The 20,207-nt window shown below is 53.4% G+C and carries 15 protein-coding genes; 5 read left to right on the forward strand and 10 right to left on the reverse strand.

Annotation, left to right across the window (positions count from 1 at the left end; translation table 11 throughout):
* Position 1: 1 nt before the first annotated feature.
* From B051_RS0114370 to B051_RS0114385, 4 genes are all read right to left on the reverse strand, one after another.
* The gene (locus tag B051_RS0114370; protein WP_026236417.1) at positions 2-1,363 is read right to left on the reverse strand and encodes a M24 family metallopeptidase; all 1,362 of its coding nucleotides are present in this window, start codon (positions 1,361-1,363) and stop codon (positions 2-4) included.
* 132 nt (positions 1,364-1,495) lie between these two features.
* Positions 1,496-2,083, reverse strand: coding sequence for a hypothetical protein (locus B051_RS0114375; RefSeq protein WP_018478911.1), 588 nt, complete (start codon positions 2,081-2,083; stop codon positions 1,496-1,498).
* A gap of 251 nt (positions 2,084-2,334) precedes the next feature.
* The gene (locus tag B051_RS0114380; protein WP_018478912.1) at positions 2,335-3,831 is read right to left on the reverse strand and encodes a DUF6056 family protein; all 1,497 of its coding nucleotides are present in this window, start codon (positions 3,829-3,831) and stop codon (positions 2,335-2,337) included.
* 144 nt (positions 3,832-3,975) lie between these two features.
* On the reverse strand, positions 3,976-6,909 hold the full coding sequence (locus tag B051_RS0114385) for a VPS10 domain-containing protein (protein WP_018478913.1): 2,934 nt from the start codon (positions 6,907-6,909) through the stop codon (positions 3,976-3,978).
* Positions 6,910-7,172: 263 nt separating this feature from the next.
* Between B051_RS0114385 and B051_RS0114390 the strand changes: the two genes are divergently transcribed.
* Positions 7,173-7,928, forward strand: coding sequence for a ThuA domain-containing protein (locus B051_RS0114390; protein WP_157578922.1), 756 nt, complete (start codon positions 7,173-7,175; stop codon positions 7,926-7,928).
* Positions 7,929-8,006: 78 nt separating this feature from the next.
* Complete coding sequence (locus tag B051_RS0114395) at positions 8,007-8,969, forward strand: YpdA family putative bacillithiol disulfide reductase (protein WP_018478915.1); 963 nt, start codon at positions 8,007-8,009, stop codon at positions 8,967-8,969.
* Between the two features lie 211 nt (positions 8,970-9,180).
* Here B051_RS0114395 and B051_RS0114400 read toward each other — a convergent pair whose 3' ends face one another.
* The 5 genes from B051_RS0114400 to fabG form a co-directional block, all read right to left on the reverse strand.
* Complete coding sequence (locus B051_RS0114400; RefSeq protein ID WP_018478916.1) at positions 9,181-9,867, reverse strand: pseudouridine synthase; 687 nt, start codon at positions 9,865-9,867, stop codon at positions 9,181-9,183.
* Positions 9,868-9,907: 40 nt separating this feature from the next.
* On the reverse strand, positions 9,908-10,513 hold the full coding sequence (locus tag B051_RS0114405; protein ID WP_018478917.1) for a GNAT family N-acetyltransferase: 606 nt from the start codon (positions 10,511-10,513) through the stop codon (positions 9,908-9,910).
* A gap of 94 nt (positions 10,514-10,607) precedes the next feature.
* Positions 10,608-12,689, reverse strand: a complete 2,082-nt coding sequence (locus B051_RS0114410) for a vWA domain-containing protein (protein ID WP_018478918.1) — start codon at positions 12,687-12,689, stop codon at positions 10,608-10,610.
* A 40-nt stretch (positions 12,690-12,729) separates the two neighbouring features.
* On the reverse strand, positions 12,730-13,233 hold the full coding sequence (locus B051_RS0114415) for a hypothetical protein (RefSeq protein WP_018478919.1): 504 nt from the start codon (positions 13,231-13,233) through the stop codon (positions 12,730-12,732).
* Between the two features lie 177 nt (positions 13,234-13,410).
* Positions 13,411-14,157: a 3-oxoacyl-[acyl-carrier-protein] reductase gene (gene fabG / locus B051_RS0114420; protein WP_018478920.1), complete on the reverse strand. Its 747-nt coding sequence runs from the start codon at positions 14,155-14,157 to the stop codon at positions 13,411-13,413.
* Positions 14,158-14,432: 275 nt separating this feature from the next.
* On the opposite strand from fabG, the gene B051_RS0114425 reads away from it, so the two are divergent.
* On the forward strand, positions 14,433-15,770 hold the full coding sequence (locus B051_RS0114425) for a peptidoglycan DD-metalloendopeptidase family protein (protein WP_018478921.1): 1,338 nt from the start codon (positions 14,433-14,435) through the stop codon (positions 15,768-15,770).
* A gap of 710 nt (positions 15,771-16,480) precedes the next feature.
* Here B051_RS0114425 and B051_RS0114435 read toward each other — a convergent pair.
* Positions 16,481-17,047 (reverse strand): tetratricopeptide repeat protein, encoded by a 567-nt coding sequence (locus B051_RS0114435; protein WP_018478923.1) that lies wholly within the window; start codon positions 17,045-17,047, stop codon positions 16,481-16,483.
* Between the two features lie 264 nt (positions 17,048-17,311).
* Between B051_RS0114435 and lpdA the strand changes: the two genes are divergently transcribed.
* Together lpdA and B051_RS0114445 are read left to right on the forward strand one after the other, a co-directional pair.
* Positions 17,312-18,706 carry a dihydrolipoyl dehydrogenase gene (gene lpdA, locus B051_RS0114440; RefSeq protein ID WP_026236418.1) on the forward strand — a complete coding sequence of 465 codons (1,395 nt, stop codon included), beginning with the start codon at positions 17,312-17,314 and terminating at the stop codon, positions 18,704-18,706.
* Between the two features lie 371 nt (positions 18,707-19,077).
* Positions 19,078-20,190, forward strand: coding sequence for a fatty acid desaturase family protein (locus B051_RS0114445; RefSeq protein WP_018478925.1), 1,113 nt, complete (start codon positions 19,078-19,080; stop codon positions 20,188-20,190).
* Positions 20,191-20,207: the final 17 nt, after the last annotated feature.

A 20,207-nucleotide genomic window follows, 5' to 3' on the forward strand; every position in this document is an offset into this window, starting at 1 on the left:
TTTACTGCCCCAGATAGCTGCCTGATATGACCTGTCGTGGTATCAGGAGCAACTCCTTTTGTCTGCCATGTATGTAGCGCATACCTTGCGGCATGAGGGCCGCCTGCTCCTCCAGCATTACCCGTATTTCTTTGTTGTTCCACGCAGGCAAGGTGACTTTCGCGTTCAATTCAATGGCGTAAACCGTGTTGGTTTGCAGCGGGTAATCCCCAGTACCAGGCACTCCCCGCTGCATGTCCCACATCCCGATGGCGGGTCCGGCTCCATGCCCGTGATAGCCGATGGGGTGGGAGTAGATGCTGGCCTCTATGTTCTCCTTTTTCGCCTGAGCTAATGTTGCTTTTAATACTTCGTTGCCGGTTCTGCCTGGCTTCATGTGGGAGGTGAGGATGTCCTGCAGGTGATTGCCGGTAGCCAGTGCCTTTTTCAGGTATGCTGGTGCGTCCTTTTCACCGGGTTTCAGCACGTAGGCCAGCTGCTGCACATCGGTGTTCAGTGTGAGGTAGGTGATACCCAAGTCTACATGGAGCAGGTCACCGGATTGGATGACTTCCTGGGCCGGGCGCTGTGCAAAGAAGGGCTCCGAATCGCCTGCTCCCGGATTTGCCCGTTGCACATCCACTGTCGGGTGAAACCAGGCCTCCAGCTTGAGTTCCGATATTCGCTCCCGGAACCACCAAACCACGTCTTCGGTCGTCGTCTCGCCCGGTTGGATGACTTGTTCTGAGAATCCCTCGGCTATGATGCGATGGCCTAACTGGCTGATTTGCTCATACAGGTCCAGTTCTGTTTGCGTCCTCACCTGCAGCCAATCCACGGCAAGCTTCTCCGCCGACACCACTCGTTGCTGTTGTGCCTTGGGCATGTGGTGCATCAGGCTGTCCCATTCCGTTTTTGTCAAGCCATCGGCATGGCCAAAGTGGGGGGAGGTGTTCAAGGCCAGCTTCTTGGGGTTGCGCTCCGCGATAAGGGCAGCCAGCCGTTTCCACTGGTTCGGTTCCTGCTCCGGATTCCAGGCGCCTTTGAACAGGTTGCCGATGTCATAGCGCGCCACCGCCAGGCGTTCCACTTGTTTGCCATTGTCGTGGAAGAGCAGGATGGTCCTGCGGCGGGCGGCCAGCCAGGTGGCAGGCAACATGGTCCGGATGACCGGGTCCTCGTTGTACTCCCTGGCGATGATGAGCCACATGTCCACCCCGTGCCTCCGCATCAAGTTGGGCAACAGGTTGTCGAGGCGTTCCTGCAGCAGTTTATCTTCCAGAGTGGCGCGTTCCCGCAATGGCAGGATAGACGGAAGCTGTTGGGCACTGGCATCAGCCAGGAACAGCAAGGACAAAAGAAGGAGGGGGAATAGTTTTCTCATATAGGATTGGTGTGGCACTGCTAACAAATATAACAGGATTGGCGGGATATGGAAGAACCAGGCTGATTGACAACAGAAAAGGCAGCTATTGCAGCTGCCTTTTCTGAAGAATGACGGGTATACTTGCCTGCATCAAAAGCCCCAGTTCAGGTTTTGTAGTGTGATGCCCACCGATGCCAGTCTTTGCCCATTCTGAAAGCTCTGCACCGCTCCCCGCAAGCCCAGGGTAAGGTGCTGCGTTGCCCGCACATCCAGGTTCAGCGCCACCACAACGCCTGGTTGCAGCTGCCTGTTGGTGTGTACCACCGGTGCGAATTCTGTGATTTCACCTTGGCTGTTGTAGCTGATGGAGAGTTGGTTGACATCCCTTTCGCTCGCATACCGCAGCACCGGCCCCACGGCAGGGTATAGCCGAACGGCGCCCCAGCTGAGAAAATAGTTGTAGGTACCCTCCAAAGCCATACCATTCGATTTTTCGAACGTCTCGTAGCCTTGGCCCCAGTCGCGCGTTTGTTCAATGTAGGTGCCGGTAGCCGCTATCTCAAAGCCGGAGCGGGAGGACACCTGTTTCTGCACACCTGCCAGGAACCAATGACCGGGGAGGTCCCCATTGCCAGCCATCACGCCGCCATAACCGATTTTGGGCGCCCATGTATCCTGTGCAGAGGCGGTGAAGGCAGAAGCCAGGAGAAGGGAAAGCAGTAAAACTTTGAATTTCATAAGTTGGAAAATTAGGAAGCGTTAGAGATGAAGAAAGGCAAAGCCGAACCTATACCTGAATATATAGAATTAGGTATAAAAAATATAACAATATATGTGCCAGCTTTGTAGCGTTTCTCATCCAAGAGCAGGTTGCAAACAACAAAGGCAGCCAAAAGGCTGCCTTTGTCACTGATAGCTTCTTAAATAAGCTTAACTTCTGCTTCTTCTTTCCGGTGCTTTCAGGGTAGAGAAAATATTGGTGTTTTGGCTCACTCTATAATTGACTCGTTGCGTAAGGTGTTTTTTCCTGATTCTCGTAGAGTTGTGATATTCTCTTTAATAGGGGGATTAGGTGCGCTTAAGTGTACAGCTTCTTTCCCCCAATACCTAGCAAAGCCGCTATTAATCCACATGTCATCATTCTTCGACCCTTCCAATATATCTGAAAAGTAAATCGTTTTAGGTATAGCCGGTAGAGGTGGAACCTCACATTTTTTACAATCAGAGGCTTTCAATGAGACATATCTTGAGGTTAATGCTTTATCGTAGGCAGCGGCTTTTCCAGACAGTAAATCTATATAGGCTGTGGTGACATTGCTGTCAACCGAGAGGATGTTCAAAGCGAATAGCAGCAAGGCCGCAGTCGGTATAGCAGGCGAGAGTAGGTGCTCATATTTAAGTTGATGCCTGTAGGTATGCAGTGCCAACTGCAGAAGGTAAAACCAACCGAAAATGAAAAAGAAACAAATCACATTCTCGACTCTAGGCGTAGCACGCTCACCTGTAGACCAGGCAAAGGCGAAGTACATCAAGAAGATGGTTCCCAAAAAATACATGGCGGCTAACCTAAGGTCGACGTTGAACAGACGGCTCTCTCTTGTCTTATCAGCCAATGGAATCCCTATGAATAACATGTACAGAACAGAGACTGCCAGTACAGGAGCCGACCACCTGTAGAAGGTAATCAAAGTCAGGAGGGCAGAATATACTGCTGACCACCAGAATCTGGAGGCATTGGGATGGTCGTTCATGCGGGCGTAGTTGCCAGGTGCCAGCACTGCTATTAAACACGAAGCAACGCAAATAGTAAAAAGGAGCAACAGGTATGGCCGGGCCTCTTTGTTTTTTAGGTTAGTAACAAGAAGCAGCAAGAGTGTCGTGAAAGCCAATATCAGTGACATCTCATTTGAACCAACAATGGCGATGCAGCTAATACTAGCCATGGCTATATAAGATAATTTTGCTGCGGTGTTTTCTGATTGAAAGAAGGCATAAAGTAAGCTGAGCATCAGAAGCATCAGAATGTTGGGAAATTGATAGGTTGCATAGGTAGTGAAAAAGTAGAAACCCTCAGCCGTGCTTGGAATCAGAAGCAGGTATAGACAGATGAGGATTGCAGTTAGAGTGAACGCCTTCAGCTTGCTTAATTCCCCTTTAATTACAAGGTTGATGAGCCAGTATACCTGTATGCAGAAAACGATAAGCGTTAAACAAGCATAGAGTTTATAGACTTTTAAAGACTCTGTCGTTAGGGGATTGATTCTTACAATTGCCGTCCCAAAGTATCTTCCTGACCAATTGAGATAGAATTCAACTTGCGACTCAAAGAAGCTCAGGGTTGTGTCACGCACCGCAAAACTGAAATCGTCGGCGGTTGGATGAGTGAAAAGGGTGAGAAGCAGGAAAGGCAGTAAGGTATAAACACTTATTGTAATAAGTATAACACCAATGTAAAGGGATGGACTTTGTTGCCGTTCTTGTAACATAAAAAATCGTGAATTAGATTGCTAAAAGTAAATATATTCAAAAGTTTAAAGTATCATTTAGAATCAATGACTTGAGAGGCAAGCCATGAATCAACAAAGGCAGCCTTTTGGCTGCCTTTGTCACTGATAGCTTCTTAAATAAGCTTAACTTCTGCTTCTTCTTTCCAGTGCTTTCAAGGTGAAGTCCGATGTGGCTTTGCCGCCATCGGCCGTCTCTACCTCAACGGTATACTTGCCCGGCTGCAGGTAAATCACCTTGTTGTCGGCGGCAGTTACTTTCACCGTTTCCTCACCGTCTTTCTTGCTGCCGTTCAGGGCTGTTTCGTAGGCTTTGGCGTTGGCCTCGTCCACGGATAGGTTGTAGCGAACATAGTTTAGGCCGCGCTCGTTCTCATCCTTCAGCTCTTTCAGCAACTGCCCTTTATCCGTCTTGATGCGGATGGTGGTAGTGCCGGCCTGGGAGGTATAGAACGCGATGTCCATGGAAGGTTCCATGGCCTCGCTCCAGGCACCCCACTTCTGGCCCCAACGCGGATTGTACTGCACCGGCTGGAAGGCGAAGAGGTGCAGCTTTTGGTTCTGGACCTCAGGCGTCAGCTGCTGCAGGTGCTCCACATTGGCAATGTAAATGGAGCGGCCGTGCGTGCCCACCACCAAGTCGTTTTCGCGCGGGTGCACCACCAGGTCGTGCACGGCTACGGCTGGCATGCTGTTGCGCATCTGCATGAAAGTTTTGCCGCGGTCCAGTGAGATGTATAGGCCATGGTCGGTGCCAACGTACAGCAGGTTCGGGTTCTTTGGGTCCTCCTTCACTACGTTGATGGCCTCGGCGGGCAGGCCTGTGCCGATGCGCTCCCACTTCTTGCCGTTGTCTTCCGATACGTACAGGTATGGCGTGAAATCATCCCAACGGTAGCCGTTGAGCGAGGTATAGACGCGGTTCTCGCTGTGGTTAGAGGCCACTACCGTGGACACCCACATGTTCTTGGGCAGCTTGTTCGAAATTTTATCCCAGTTGTTGCCGCCGTCTTTCGATACATGGATGGCACCGTCATCGGAACCGGTATAGATAAGCCCGAAGCGCAGCGGCGACTCGTCAATGGAGGTCAGAGTGCCGTAGCCCACGTCTCCTTTCAGGCCGCCATTGGTCAGGTCACCGGAAAGGGTCTGCATGTCCTCGCCACGCTTCATGGAGCGGTGAAATTTGTTGGAGCCATAGTACAGGATGTCCTGGTTGTGGCGGCTCAGGTGGATAGGGGCTTCCCAGTTGTAGCGCAGTGGGCGCTCTCCTAGCTCATGCACCGGACGGATAGAGATGCGCTCGCCGGTGCGCTTGTTCAGGCGGGAATAGTTGCCATACTGCGAACCCAGGTATACCGTATTGTTGTCGCGGGTGTCCACCTGCACCATCATGCCGTCGCCGCCGCCAATGCGCTGGTAGGGGTAGCGTCCGTTCTGCGTCCAGGCGGAGCTGAACTGGTAGTTGCTCGGGCCATACCAGGTGCCGTTGTCCTGCAAACCGCCATAGATGTTGTACGGCTTCTCCATATCCACCGCGATGGCGTAGAACTGGCCTACGGACGGGGAGTTGGCGATAGCCCAGGTCTTACCGTCATCGTAGGTAATGTTCAAGCCGCCGTCGTTTCCGTTGATGACGTAGCCGGGCTTGTCGGGGCTCACCCACAGGGCCTGGTGGTCGGAGTGCACGTTGTCGCCCTCGATGTTGCGGAAGGTCTTGCCGCCGTCATCCGAAGTCAGTAGCGGAACACCCAGTATGTAAATCTTATCGGGGTTGTAAGGCGCCACACGCACCACGCCGAAGTAGTAGCCGTAGCTGGAGTACATGTCGTCGATGGGCTGGTCGTGCGTCTTCTTCCAGGCTTTGCCGCCATCGTCGGAGCGGTATACCTCAGCGCCTTTCACGGGAGCCTCCGTCGTCACAGCCAGCGGGTCTTCGAGGTAATCCGCCAGTGCAGAAGGTTTGATTTTGCCGCTCTTCACGTCCGCTTTCACCGTCTTGGCGCTATACCTGGCCGGGAAGCGGTTGTTGTCGAGGAAGTCGTTCAAAGCCTTATCATTCAACGCCAGGAAAGCCTCTGTGGTCATACCTTTGAACTGGTCTTTCTGCAACTCACCCGCCTTCGGCTCCTTCTTCTCTACAGCGCGCAACTCTTGGTTGTCCAGCAAGGCATAGATAGTGTTTGGGTTGCCCGGGAACAGGCTCAGGCCAATGCGTCCCACGCCATTGGAGGTCGGGAAGCCGCTGCCTTCGGTGGTTACGCGGGTCCAGGTGTTGCCTCCGTCCGTGGATTTGTGAATGCCGGATGTCTTGCCGCCCTCCACGAAATCCCAGGCGCGGCGCTCGCGGTGCCACATGGCCGCATACACGTTGTTGGGGTTTTTCGGGTCCACTTCCAGGTCGATGGCGCCGGTGTTGTCGTCAATGTAGAGGGTCTTCTTCCATGTCTTGCCCCCGTCGGTGGTCTTGTATACCCCGCGGTCTTTATTTGGCGAATACAAGTGCCCCACGGCCGCTACCCACACGGTGTTGGGGTCTGTCGGGTGGATGACGATGCGTCCGATGTGGTGGGTGTCATCGAGGCCCATGTGCTGCCAAGTCTTGCCGCCGTCGCTGCTTTTGTACACGCCCACACCCGAGTAGGAGGAGCGGCTGGAGTTGCTCTCGCCGGTGCCTACCCAGATGGTCTCCTTGTTGTTCCAGTCCACGGCAATGTCGCCGATGGTCATCACCGCTTCATTGTCGAAGAGCGGCTCAAAGGAGATGCCGTTGTTGGTGGTTCTCCAGAGTCCACCAGAAGCATAGGCCGCGTAAAAGTTAGTCGGGTCTTTTGGATTTACATCCAGGTCGGTGATGCGGCCGCTTTGCACCGTGGGGCCTACGTTGCGGAAGGCGAGGTTCTTGACGAGCGAGTTCTGCTCCAGTTGCTGGCGCTTCTCAAACCCCTGAAGCCTTTGCTGGGCAGATGTGTGGTTAGGCTGCTTGGCTTTCTTCTGAGCCTGCACAGCGCCCCCGCTCAGGGCCACCAGCAGCGCTACCGAAAGTATACGTTTTTGCATTGTGTGGAATTAGGTATGGTTCGTTTAGATTGAGTTCCTAAAGCTAAGGAATTGCATCGGATTTGGAAAGAACGAGATGGAGTAGGCAGGTACAGCCTTGGAGAGGTAACGATTCCTGAGCCTGAAAGTGGTATCCCGCTGCATGAACTATGGACCGGATTGACTACATTGAGGCAGCCAAACACCGGCTGCAGGTATAGCCAGCCAACGCAAGCAGCACACACTATACCTTGCCACCGGCCGACATGCAACCTGAAAAGCTCATGAAAAACCCCTTACTGTCCTACCTCCTGGTGCTGCTGCTATTGAGTGGCATACTTGCCTGCACCCAGCAAAACGGTGCCTCTCAACCAAAAAGGGAAGCGGAGAAGCCGCGCCTGCTGGTCTTCTCCAAGACGGCCGGTTTCCGGCACAAATCCATACCCCACGGAAAAGCGGCGCTACTGCGACTGGGGCAGGAGCATGGGGTGCGGGTGGACACGACGGAGAATGCCGCTTATTTTGTGGCCGACTCCCTGCGGCAGTATCAGGCTGTCGTGTTCCTCAATACCACCCAAGATGTGCTGAATCCGGAGCAGCAAGCTGCCTTTGAAAACTATATCCGTAGCGGCGGCGGCTTTGCCGGCATACATGCCGCCTCAGATACGGAGTTCGACTGGCCCTGGTATGCCAACTTGGTAGGCGCGCAGTTCGACAACCACCCCAAAGTGCAGCACGCCGCCATCGATGTAGTTGACAAGGTCCACCCCGCCACCCGAATGCTGCCGGACCGTTGGGAGCGCAGGGATGAATGGTACAACTTCAAGAACCTGAACCTCGATGTGCAGGTGCTGGCCACGCTGGATGAGACAACGTATGAAGGCGGTAAGAACGGAAACAATCACCCAATTGCCTGGTTCCATACCTATGACGGGGGCAGGGCGTTCTATACCGCACTGGGGCACACGCCCGAGAGCTACAGCGAACCGCTGTTTCTGCAGCACCTCTGGGGAGGCATCACGTATGCGATGGGCCTATAAAGTATGCCGAATCGCTGAAATTTACGTTATAGACTCTCAGTTACAACACACCCCAACCGTCGTCATTAACAGAAGCCATTGCATAGCATACTAGACATACTCATTGTAGGCGGGGGCCCCATCGGGCTGGCCTGCGGACTGGAGGCGAAGAAAGCCGGACTCTCCTACCTGATTGTGGAGAAAGGCACCATTACCAACTCGCTCTTCAACTATCCCCTCAACATGACCTTCTTCTCCACCGCCGACCGGCTGGAGATAGGCGGTTTCCCTTTCCCTTCCATTCATGCCAAACCCAACCGGAGCGAGGCGCTGGAATACTACCGCCGCGTGGCGGATGTGGAACAGCTAGATATCCGGCTGTTTGAGGAAGTGACAGGTATAGCTTCGGAAGATGGGCTATACCTGGTCAGCACCAGCAAAGCGACTTACCGGGCGCGGCACATCATCATCGCCACCGGATTCTATGACATCCCGAACATGCTGGGTATACCTGGCGAGGACCTGCTTAAGGTGCGACACTACTATTACGACCCGCACTACTATTACAAACAGAAAATTGTGGTGGTGGGCGCCAACAACTCCTCGGCAGACGTGGCGCTGGAGACCTGGCGAAAGGGAGCCGAGGTGACGATGGTGGTACGGGAAGGCGAACTGGGCCGAATCAAGTACTGGACCAAGCCTGACTTGGAAAACCGCATTGCCGAAGGCTCGATTAAAGCCTACTTCAACGCACGACTTACTGAGGTACGCGAAGCTGAAGTCGATATACAGACCCCTGCGGGGAAGGTGACGCTGGCCAATGACTACGTGATGGCCATGACGGGCTACCAGCCCAACTTTGCTTTCCTGGAGAAGGTGGGTATAAAACTTTCAGATGACCTGTACCGGCACCCGTACCACAACCCGGAGACCATGGAGACGAACTTGCCGCGCCTATACCTGGCCGGCGTGGTGTGCGGCGGTATGGAGACGCACGTCTGGTTCATCGAGAATTCTCGGGAGCATGCGCTGAAAATCATTCGTCACATACAGGATAAATAAGCGTTTATTCTTACCTCGCTGTCATCTTGTATCTGTCATTCCGACAATCGGAGAAATCTGTTACAGAAGGTGCATGTACAAGATTCCTCCGATCGTCGGAATGACAAAGGAGAGAGGTGGAGGGACTAAGAAGGGGGTAGGAGCGTGGGCAGGTATGCAGGTATGGCGGAAGAAGCCGTGGGCTGAGGTACCAGGGCTCACAAAACAGTATTCAAAACCGTTTCTTACGGCTGGAGTTGTTGCGGCTGTCGTAGTGGCGGCCGCCGTTTTTCTTAGGTGCTGTGCTGCCAGTCTTTTGAGGTCTGCTTCCACTTCCAAAGCTACCGCCCGCTGTCAGGCCCTTGAGTTTAGCCACTTCCTCCGGGGTCAGTTCCCGGTACGCACCTGGCTGTAGCTCACCCAGACTGAGAGGTCCGATGGCAGGGCGGATGAGGCGGAGGGTGGGGAAGCCAACGGCGGCCGTCATGCGACGCACCTGCCGGTTCATCCCCTGCGATATTTTAATCTCCACCCACGTAGTCGGGATTTCCTTTCTAAAACGGATGGGCTTGGAACGCTCCCATACCTGCGGTTCTTCCTCTAATAGGCGGGCCTTGGCCGGAGAGGTTCTTGTGTTTTTGATTAGCACGCCGCGGCGCAGTTCTTCCAAAGCTTCTTCGGTAGGTATACCTTCCACCTGCACCCAATACGTTTTCTCAATCTTGAACTTCGGGTCGGAGAGGCGGTGCTGCAGCGCTTTGTCATCGGTCAGGAGCACCAGGCCTTCACTGTCGTAGTCGAGGCGTCCAACGGGGTAGATGTCCGGCACTTTCACGAAGTCTTTCAGCGTGGCGCGGCCTGCTTCGTCAGTGAACTGCGTCAGCACTTCGTAGGGCTTGTTGAGTAGGAGGTACTTCAAAGGGAAATAATGAATTATGGATTAGAAATTATAGGCATCGCTATACCTTGGCTGGGTTGCGCTGCTTGTAGTTCAGGTTCCAAGATTTCTTGAGCTGGTCGTATTCTGGGCGGATGATGGAGAGCAGCACGGAGTCTTCATTAACGCCGTCCACCACGTAATGCTCCCGTATTACACCTTCCAGCTTGAAGCCGTACCGTTCCAGCAGTTTGATGGAGGGCGTATTGTAGTCGGCGGCCAGGGCCTCAATGCGTCGAAGGTCCATTTGCTCAAAGCCAAAGGCGAGCACCGGACCCAGCGCCTCTGTCATGTAGCCTTTGCGCTTGTGGGCGTCGTCGAGCAGCGTATAGCCGACCTCGGCGCGGCGGTGGCTCACAATCCAGGTATGGAAGCCGCAGCGGCCTATCATGGCGCCAGTGGCCTTCTCCAGTATCCGGAAGTTCTTGAAAGAATGGAAATACGTGGTCAGGCCTTTCCGGAACTTGTCTTTCTCATCGGCCAGCTCCTCCGCGTTCTTCAGGCCCAAATATGCCTTTATTTCCTCGTCTGTGCAGGCGGTGAAAAGGTGGTTGCAAATCGCTGGAGTATACTCGCTCAGGTATAGGCGCTCGGTTTCCAGCACAATGGGTTGCGGGGTGTTTTTCATAGGGATTATCAGACAGGACCAGCCATTAGTATACGCTGCAAAAACATCTATTCTCCTACTTTTTGCAAAAGAGAGGAGGGATTTACCAGACAGCTTAATAACTGCCGTTGTACTTGCGCACAAACCACTCGGCGCAGACCAAGCCCAGTAATACGAAGAACAACCACTTCATATCCACCAAATCGTTCAGGGACTCGGAACTGTAAATCAAATCCTTGTGGTCAGCTTTGAGGATATCCTCTTCCAGCTGCTGCAGTTGTGCCGGGTAGTACAACCGGGAGCCTGTGCTGCTGCCCAGCTGGTGCAACAGGTTGTGGTCGGCCACCGCATGCAAAGCCTCCAGTTGCAGTTCCTCCACCACAAACTCGCCCTTGTCCTGCTGCAGCGAGCCGTTGATGCGCGCCGAGGCGGTATAGGTATAACGGCCTCCCGGCAATGAACCGATGTTGGCCCCTGACTGGTTCTCGCCGTTGGCGAAATTATAAGATTTTGATTTGCCTTCGGCATCGGTCACCTTAAGGGTGATGTTCTGCCCGAAGATGGGCTCCAGCGCCTCGTTGTAGGCCTCGGCCTCAAAGCGTATCTCGTCGGAACTGGTGTACTCGTTCTGCACCGGGTATACGTTCAGGCGCTTCTTGTTGCGCGGCGCCGTCAGCAGCTGCATCAGGTTGGTGATGAGCTTGTCGTACACGGCTGCATTCTCGTGGTTGGCGGTTTCGGTGATGCGCCACTGCCAGGTGCCGGAGGCGAGGAGGGCTGCGTTGCGCTTGTCGCCTACGGTCTGCACGGTGAGCAGTGGCTTGGTGGTACGCACCCGGCCCACCTGCTGGTAGAGCACGGTCTCGGTGTTGGGGGTGAGTTGGTAATCGCCGTAGGGCACGGTGGCCGGCGGGTATTGCTGCAGGCGCTCAGTGGCTTCCTCGGCTACTTTGAAGGTGCTGAAGTTCGGGTTGATGACGCTGGTCACCTCATCGGACTGACCCGGAGTGTTGATGCGGATGCCCACATTCAGGCGGTTGAAGTCCCCGATGTCGCTCTGTGGACCCACGATGTAGAGGGCAGGCAGGTTCTTCTGGCGAACCAGGCTCAACGCAGCTTCGCCACCAGCAGTGCGACCCGGCAACTGGTGCAACACCGCCACATCGTAGTCCTCCTGCTTGAGGGTGGTGAGCCCAGGTATGAACAGTTCCGTCTCGTAGTTCTCATTCGACTCAATGGCCGCCCGCAGGGCTTTGATGTCGGGATGCGGGGCGGCGGCGGCCACCAATATCTTGATTTTGCCCTTTACCACATCGATGTAGGCATGCTTGGTGTTATTGAGCGTGGTGAACTCACCCTGCTGTGGCAGCACCTCCACTTCGTAGTGGCGCTTGCCCAGGCCACCCGCCATCACCTGAAAAGGCACCTGCTGTATGTTTTGGTTGGGCTTTAAGCTGACGGTTTTGCGCTCCAGCACCTTGCCGTTCTCTTTCAGTTGCACGGTCACGGTGGTAGCGCCAAAGCCCTGCTGCTGCAGCTCGGCCTCCAGCGGAAAGCGGTTGCCGCTGTAGTTCACCTTGTTGTAGCGCAGCGAGGAAAGGATGATGTCTTTTTTGGGTATGGTGTCGCCCACAGCCACGGGGTAGATGGTGTAGTTGTAATTCGCGTAGGTAGGGGAGGTGCCCTGGTTCACGATGCCGTCGGAAAGCAACACCACACCCGCCAGGTTCTGCTGCTCGAAATCAGTTCGCACGTTCTGCAACAGCTGGCTCAGGTTGGTGGCTTCGGCCTCGTACTGCAACTGCCCCAAATCCTGCGGTGCCTCTGATGCGCCCAGTACCCGCACTTCGGTCTGGATGCCTTTGTCCTGGAGGCGGCTGCGTAATTCCTGCAACCCCTGCTGCGCCTGCCGCAGCTGCACCGAATCCGAGAAAAGCGCCACTGACTGCGAGTTGTCGACTGCAAACACAATGGTGGGTTTTTGGGTGCTGTTGCTGACGTAGCGCACCAATGGCCCCATCAACAGGAAGCACAGAAAGCTCACCACCACAAAACGCACTGCCGCCAAGGTATAGTTGATGCCTTTTGACCAGGGCGTTCGCTTGCTGTACAGCAGCCAGGCGTAGAGTGCACCCACAGCCAGGCAGGCCAGTATCAGCCAAGGCGAGAAGGACGTTATGAGGCGGAAGGAGTCCAAGCGAAGTTAGATAGTTATAGCGTTTAGAAGTACGTAAATTCTATTGAAAAACGGGTTTGCCGAATTTTATTTTCGACTCAATCAAATCGATGTGGCGGTAATGTCCGATGACAGTAACATTTTTCGCATTGTACCTGATGTGGACTAATTCTGCACCCAGCCAATAGTTGAAAAGTCTGTAATACCTGTTTGTTGATGCCAGCACGGTTTCTGTATCGTGCTTTGATATGATTTCCCTGCCTTCTTGCTGCAGGAAGCTCACCGCCCAGTCCGCCACCTTGCCCGGTTCGCCTATACCTGTTATCGTCAGCTCATGCCGTTGAAAAGAGAAGGCATGCATTATACCTCCTATCGTAGGGAAGAGCCAAAAGCTTGAGGAAGAAGATAAATCTTGCCAGAACTCATGGAACGTTGCCCCAGAAGCTGTAACCCAGAATACCAGGTATACAAGTAGCATAAGGGAGCCGTAAAGCAGCATGCTAAGAGCAAGAACCAGTGCAAAATGCTTCAGCTGCGGTCGGTGCTTTGTCAGAACGAGCTCCATTTTTAGTCTCTTTTCAAAATTTTTATCAGGTATAACTTCTTATCCTTCTAAAGATAAAAGAAAAAGACCAATGCTACTAACGTAAACGCCGCAGCATTGGTCTTGATATAGTTAAGAGTTGAAAGTTATGAGTTCAGGGTCAACCTAAAACACTTTCTACCTTTTTACATGTCTAACTTAGGTAAGCATACCGCCGTCCACCTGGAGCACCTGGCCGGAGATGTACGACGATTGGTCGGAGGCTAGGAAAGCCACACAGTTGGCCACATCCTCGGGCGTGCCGCCACGCTTCAAAGGTATAGCCTTGCGCCACTCGTCCACCACTTTCTGATCCAGCTCGCCTGTCATCTCCGTTTCTATGAAGCCTGGGGCCACCGCGTTGCAACGGATGTTGCGGGAACCGAGCTCCAGCGCCACCGATTTGGTGAAGCCGATGATGCCCGCCTTGGAAGCCGAATAGTTGGCCTGGCCCGCGTTGCCTTTTATACCTACCACCGAGGTGATGTTGATGATGGAGCCGCTCTTGGCGCGCATCATGTGCTTGGTGGCGCCTTTGGTCAGGTTGAAGACAGATTTCAGGTTGGTGTTGATGACCGCATCCCACTGGTCCTCGCTCATGCGCATCAGCAGGCCGTCGCGCGTGATGCCGGCGTTGTTCACCAGGATGTCAATCTTGCCGAATGCAGCTACCACGTCCTCCACCAGCTTCTCGGCTTGGGCCGTATCAGAGGCGTCGGAGCGGAAGCCCTTGGCCTTGCCGCCGTTGGCAGTCAGTTCCTGCTCCAGGGCCTGGCCTTTTTCTACACTTGACAGGTAGGTGAATGCTACCTCTGCGCCCATCTCCACCAGCTTCTGTGCGATGGCTCGGCCTATACCTTTTGATGCTCCCGTTACCAGGGCTACTTTTCCTTCTAATGCTTTCATAGGCACCAAAGTTATAAAAGATTTTTTTATTCAGAAGAGCGGCAGCACGGTATGCGCATCTTTGTGAATAAAGCTCTCTTTTACAAGGTTTTATGTGCAGGTATATTAGATATATTATTTTTAATATAAACAGGTCTGTGAATGCTTTGTGCTATATCATGTATCTGAAATAGGATTGTAACATATTTATAATCTGAATATTGTAATGTAATTGATTTTTATTTCTATGTGTTAAGCCATATTTTCGTGCCGATTTCCAACCAAAAGTACCCCTCATGTTCAAACGTAGTATCGGACTAGCCATCCTGATTGCGGTATCGCTTTTTGTCTTTATCACGGCAGCCCAAACTCTCAGCTTCGAGTCAACTAACATCCAGAAAACAGAGAAAAAGCCTGAGCCTGCACAGCCTGAAGAAATAGTCAAAAAAACAGCGCCCGTCGTCTACGGCATACCTACCGATACGCTGGAGATTATAGAAGGCACCATTGAAAGAGGAGAGAACCTGTCAGAGCTGCTGCGTGATTACAACATCTCGCCCGTCACCATCGACCTGCTGGCCCGCAAAGCAAAGGACGTGTTCAATGTGCGGCGCATCAATGCCAACCACAACTACATCATCCTGCACGCGCAGGACTCTGCCCAAACGGCCCGCTATTTCATCTATGAGCCCAGCGAGGTGGAGTACGTGGTCTATGACCTGAACGGGGACCTGGACGTGCGCCTCGTCAAGCGAGAGGTATTAGTAGTGGAGCGCGCCATAGCCGGTTTCATCGAGAGCTCCTTGTTTGAGTCCATACTGGCCGCGGGAGGAACCCCCCAACTGGTAAACCATTTTGCCGATATCTACGCCTGGCGCCTCAACCTGAGCCGTCTGCAACCCGGCGATATGTTCAAACTGATTTATGAGGAAAAGCTTGTGAACGGCAACACCATCGGCTTTGGGAAGATAAAAGCGGCCTATTTCGAACACGAGGGGAAGCCGCTATACGCTATCGCCTTTGAGCAGGACGGGCAAAAGACCGGCTACTACGACCAGGATGGCAAGAGCCTGAAAAAGGCCTTCCTAAGGGAGCCGCTGGAGTTCAGCCGCATCAGCTCCCGGTTCTCCAAGAGCCGCTTCCATCCGGTGCAGAAGCGTTATAAACCGCACCTGGGCACCGATTTCGCCGCTCCGCGCGGTACGCCCATCCGGACGGTGGGTGATGGTGTAGTACTGGAGGCCGCCTATACCCGAGGCAACGGCTACTTCGTGAAAATAAAGCACAATAAGACCTATACCACCCAATACCTGCACATGTCTAAGTTCGCCAGGGGCATCCGGAAGGGCAGCCGCGTGCAGCAGGGGCAGACGATAGGCTATGTAGGCAGCACCGGCCTGGCCACCGGCCCGCACCTGTGCTACCGCTTCTGGCAGAACGGCCGGCAAGTGGATGCCCTCCGGGTGAAACTGCCGTCCGCCCACCCTATCGAGCGGAAATACAAGGAAGCCTTCGCCGCCTTGAAAGAAGAAATAGAAGGCAGAATGGTAGCTATAGAAGTAACAGGTGCCCAACCAAAGGAGCTGCTCGCGGCAGACAAGCAGCATGCTACCTTAAATGACGAGGAAGTGTGATTTGATTTAGTATAGTGTGAACATGGGGAAGGCGCTGCAAAGCGTCTTTTTCTTTTGGTGGTATGGAGGAGTAGTTTCAGCCGTTTCCAGTCCAGTCAATAGGTTTTTCTGAATTAGGATTTAAAGAACTTGGAAGGGATGACATCCCCCTGCCCCCTTCGAAGGGAGAGTTCTCGCCCCTGCTTGTCATTCCGACGAAAGGAGGAATCTGTTACCATACCTACCGCCGATTCGAGCGTAGCGAGAGCGGGCGGTAAAAGATGCGAGGGTTACAGAAGTACTCATAAAAGCCGCATCTGCGCTGGCGCTGGATTCACGGCAGGAAGGGCGTGGGATTCCTCCTTTCGTCGGAATGACAGAAATGTGTATGGGAATGATGGGAGCGTGAGCAGGTATAGGTATAGGTATAGCCTTAACACCCCTCTGACTCCCCTCAAGGGGAGAGTTGCCCTGTAGCAACAGAGCGGTGGCATCGGCCAGGTGCACTACATGGCGCTCCACTGTTTGAGCGGTCAGCGAGTTCGGAGCGTCTTGACTTTTTTGTTTGCTTTGGGGGTAGGGGTCCTCGATTTGTGTCAAGACAAAAAGCGAGGCCCGCCCTGCCAAGGCAAGCTATACAACAACCCGGCGAGCATGCCGCAATAGCCGCCGCTACGCAGGTGCTATGAAGTTCCTTCCCTTGCTATACCTTAGCTTGGTTCCCGGTTCACCTACTTGCAATAATTCCTTAGATACTGCTCCGCTTCTCTTACCCCCAATGCTTTCGCTTTAGCCCAGTCAGCGCAGGCGCCGGTTTTGTCTCCGAGATTGTATTTCGGGGCCCCTCTGTTATATAGCGCCTCTGCGTACTTGGGATTGAGGGTAACGGCCCGGTTGTAATCGGTCAGGGCTCCTTGGTAGTCTTTGAGGCCGTAGCGGGCAAGGCCGCGGTTGTTGTAGGTTTTGGCTTGCTTCGGGGACAGTTCCACCGCTTTGTTGTAGTCGCTGATGGCGCCTCGGTAGTCGCGGAGGTTGTACTTAGACAGGCCGCGGCTTGTCCAGGCAGCCACGTGCTTCTCGTCCAGGGCAATGGCTTTGGTGAAATCTTCGATGGCGCCACGATAATCCAACAGGCGGTCTTTGGCTACGCCGCGGTTGGTGATAGTGACCACGTGCTCTGGGTCCTGCTTCAGTACCTCGTCGTAGTCCTTGATGGCTTCGGAGTACTTGCCAGACTTGAATTTCTTGTTGCCCGACGTAAAATAATCCAGCGTCGATTTCTGGGCGATTGCGTTCAAGGACAGGAATAAGGGTAATAGAAAAAGTAAAAGTTTTTTCATGCAGTGTGTAAAACCGATGGGTTGGAAGCGCAAAGTACAACAGTTCAACGCAATGAGAAAACACTTAGAGCCAGTTCATAGCTACATCTTTATATAGAGATAGATATACCTTTGCAAAGTGCCATAGCTGCCGCACCATCGGTCACAAGGATGGAGGTACAGGTGGTTTTGCTAAGTTGGGATTATCGTTTAATTTTGCTCATCATTTAAAAAATAGAGACTATGGCATCAAAATACGATTTAGTAGTGCTTGGTAGTGGTCCGGGCGGTTATGTGGCGGCTATCCGTGCATCACAACTGGGAATGAAAGTAGGTGTGATTGAGCGCGAGTCGCTGGGTGGCATCTGCCTGAACTGGGGCTGTATCCCGACCAAAGCATTGCTCAAGAGCGCAAATGTGTTTGAGTACATCAACCATGCGGCTGACTACGGCATTACAATCGGAGATGCCTCTGTGGACTTCAACGCAGTTATCAAACGCAGCCGCGGCGTGGCCGATGGTATGAGCAAGGGCATTCAGTTCCTGTTCCGCAAGAACAAGATTGACGCCATCATGGGCACCGGCAAAGTGGTGGCCAAAGGCAAGATAGAGGTGACTAACGCCGAAGGCAAGAAAGACACCGTGGAAGCGACCAACATCATCCTGGCGACAGGCGCCCGCTCCCGTGAGCTGCCTAACCTGCCCATCGACGGCAAGAAAATCATCGGGTACCGCCAGGCCATGGCGCTGGACAAAATGCCGGAGAGTATGGTAGTAGTGGGTTCTGGTGCCATCGGGGTGGAGTTCGCTTACTTCTACAATGCCATGGGCACGAAGGTGACCATCGTGGAGTATATGCCGAACATCGTGCCGGTAGAGGACGAAGAAGTATCGCGTCAATTGGCGAAGTCTTTCAAGAAGGCGGGCATCGAAATCATGACCGAATCTTCAGTGGAGGCAGTGGATACCAGCGGCGACCTTTGCAAAGTGAAGGTGAAAACGGCCAAAGGCGAGCAGACACTGGAAGCCGAGGTAGTGCTTTCGGCCGTAGGTATACAGACCAACCTGGAGAACATTGGCATTGAGGAACTAGGCATTAAGGTGGATAAAGGCCGCGTGGTGGTGGACGAGTACTACAAGACCAACGTGGACGGCATCTTTGCCATTGGTGACATTGTGCCGGGTCCGGCACTGGCGCACGTGGCGTCTGCCGAGGGCATCATCTGCGTGGAGGCCATCGCTGGTCACCATCCGGAGCCGTTGAACTACGGCAACATACCGGGCTGTACGTACTGCTCCCCGGAAATTGCCTCCGTGGGCTTGACAGAGAAAGCCGCCCGTGAGCAAGGTATAGAGGTGAAGGTGGGCAAGTTCCCGTTCTCAGCCTCAGGCAAAGCAAGCGCCGCCGGAGCCAAAGACGGTTTCGTGAAGGTGATTTTCGATGCCAAGTACGGTGAGTTCCTGGGCGCGCACATGATTGGTGCCAACGTGACCGAGATGATTGCTGAGGTTGTTGTTTCCCGCAAACTGGAGACGACGGGCCACGAAATCATCAAAGCCGTGCACCCGCACCCAACCATGAGCGAGGCCGTGATGGAAGCCGCCGCCGCCGCTTACGGCGAGGTGATTCACTTGTAACAAGCAACAGCATAGGTATAGCAGAGGCCTGGCCGCAATTTCGGCCAGGCCTTTTTGTTTTGCAGGGGTTCAACCTGAAACCAGCATTTTTTTGCCTCCGTATATTTTTACCATATATAGATTGCTAGCAATTATTCCAATCCTTTTTGATTAAATTGCAAGCTGTTCAGGAGGTTGCAGAACTTGTGGCATACTTCAGTCGGCCAGTTTGTGAGTATTTATACAGGAGTAGGTATAAATACTTGGAAACTCACGGGTTGTCTGAACTTATAACCGCCTGAATTCATTTTTATAAAGTATCCGCTATTCACCGTTTGGCCTTTCTGCCCTGCAGTGTGAGACTTGTTTATACTACACTACAACAGAAACCCATGAAGCTGCAAAGCAAAGTAAAATTCGTCAACAAAGACAAAAGTCTGTTCTTTCCCACGCTCCGCAAACGGGTAGACAATTACTTCTTAGAGAACAGCCTGCCTAAAACGGCCAACACAGCCATGCTGGTCAAGAGCGTTGTGCTGATAGCGACTTATGTGTTGCCTTTCATCGCACTGCTGGCCTTACAGCCGGCCTGGCCGCTGGGGCTTCTGCTCTGGTTTGTGATGGGACTTGGGGTGGCAGGTATAGGCATGAGCGTGATGCACGACGCCAACCACGGTGCCTTCTCCAACAGCAAGCGCGTAAACGACCTCATGGGCCATACCTTGAACATGGTAGGCGGCTCAGCCTTCAATTGGAAACTACAGCACAACATCCTGCACCATACCTACACCAACGTGGTCGAGATGGACGAGGACATACAGGACAGACTGGTGCTGCGTTTTAACCCTCACTCAAAGGTGAAGTTCTTCCACCGGCTGCAGTGGATGTACGCCTTTGCCTTCTATGGCCTGCTCACGCTCTATTGGGTGGTGGCCAAGGACTTTGTGCAATACAGGCTTTTCATCCGGAATGGCGTGAATACGAACACGGCGGCCGAAAACAGAACCTGGCTCCTGAAGCTCATCGGCATGAAGGTGCTGTACTTTTTCGTGGTGCTGGGTGTGCCGTCGCTGTTCTTCGGTATTCCCTTTGTGCAGGTGCTGCTGGGCTTCCTGCTGATGCACTTTGTGGCCGGTATCATACTCACGGTGGTGTTCCAATTGGCGCATACCGTGGAGGGCACCAGCCACCCACGGCCGGACGAACACGGCAATATTGAGAACGACTGGGCCATACACCAGATGAACACCACTGTCAATTTCTCCCGGCATAATAAGTGGCTGTCGTGGTATGTGGGCGGGCTGAACTTCCAGATTGAGCACCACCTGTTCCCACGCGTGTGCCATGTGCATTACCCGGCCATAGCCCATATCGTGAAAGAAACCGCTGAGGAATTCGGCATACCTTACATGGAAAACAAAACCTTCGGGCAGGCTGTGCGCTCACACATCGCTACCCTCTACCGTTTTGGCAGGCTGCCCAGCCTGAACGAGGCCATCGGGTAGAAGCCAATAGGCGGGGA

Origin of the sequence: Pontibacter roseus DSM 17521, assembly GCF_000373265.1 — a bacterium.
In the GTDB taxonomy this organism is placed as follows: domain Bacteria; phylum Bacteroidota; class Bacteroidia; order Cytophagales; family Hymenobacteraceae; genus Pontibacter; species Pontibacter roseus.

Bases quoted from the DNA above. Each gene is read 5' to 3' on its own strand.
- B051_RS0114370 (WP_026236417.1), bottom strand. From the start codon at position 1,363: ATGAGAAAACTATTCCCCCTCCTTCTTTTGTCCTTGCTGTTCCTGGCT.
- B051_RS0114415 (WP_018478919.1), bottom strand. From the start codon at position 13,233: ATGGAGCTCGTTCTGACAAAGCACCGACCGCAGCTGAAGCATTTTGCA.
- B051_RS0114385 (WP_018478913.1), bottom strand. From the start codon at position 6,909: ATGCAAAAACGTATACTTTCGGTAGCGCTGCTGGTGGCCCTGAGCGGG.
- B051_RS0114445 (WP_018478925.1), top strand. From the start codon at position 19,078: ATGAAGCTGCAAAGCAAAGTAAAATTCGTCAACAAAGACAAAAGTCTG.
- B051_RS0114390 (WP_157578922.1), top strand. From the start codon at position 7,173: ATGAAAAACCCCTTACTGTCCTACCTCCTGGTGCTGCTGCTATTGAGT.
- fabG (WP_018478920.1), bottom strand. From the start codon at position 14,157: ATGAAAGCATTAGAAGGAAAAGTAGCCCTGGTAACGGGAGCATCAAAA.
- lpdA (WP_026236418.1), top strand. From the start codon at position 17,312: ATGGCATCAAAATACGATTTAGTAGTGCTTGGTAGTGGTCCGGGCGGT.
- B051_RS0114380 (WP_018478912.1), bottom strand. From the start codon at position 3,831: ATGTTACAAGAACGGCAACAAAGTCCATCCCTTTACATTGGTGTTATA.
- B051_RS0114375 (WP_018478911.1), bottom strand. From the start codon at position 2,083: ATGAAATTCAAAGTTTTACTGCTTTCCCTTCTCCTGGCTTCTGCCTTC.
- B051_RS0114405 (WP_018478917.1), bottom strand. From the start codon at position 10,513: ATGAAAAACACCCCGCAACCCATTGTGCTGGAAACCGAGCGCCTATAC.
- B051_RS0114425 (WP_018478921.1), top strand. From the start codon at position 14,433: ATGTTCAAACGTAGTATCGGACTAGCCATCCTGATTGCGGTATCGCTT.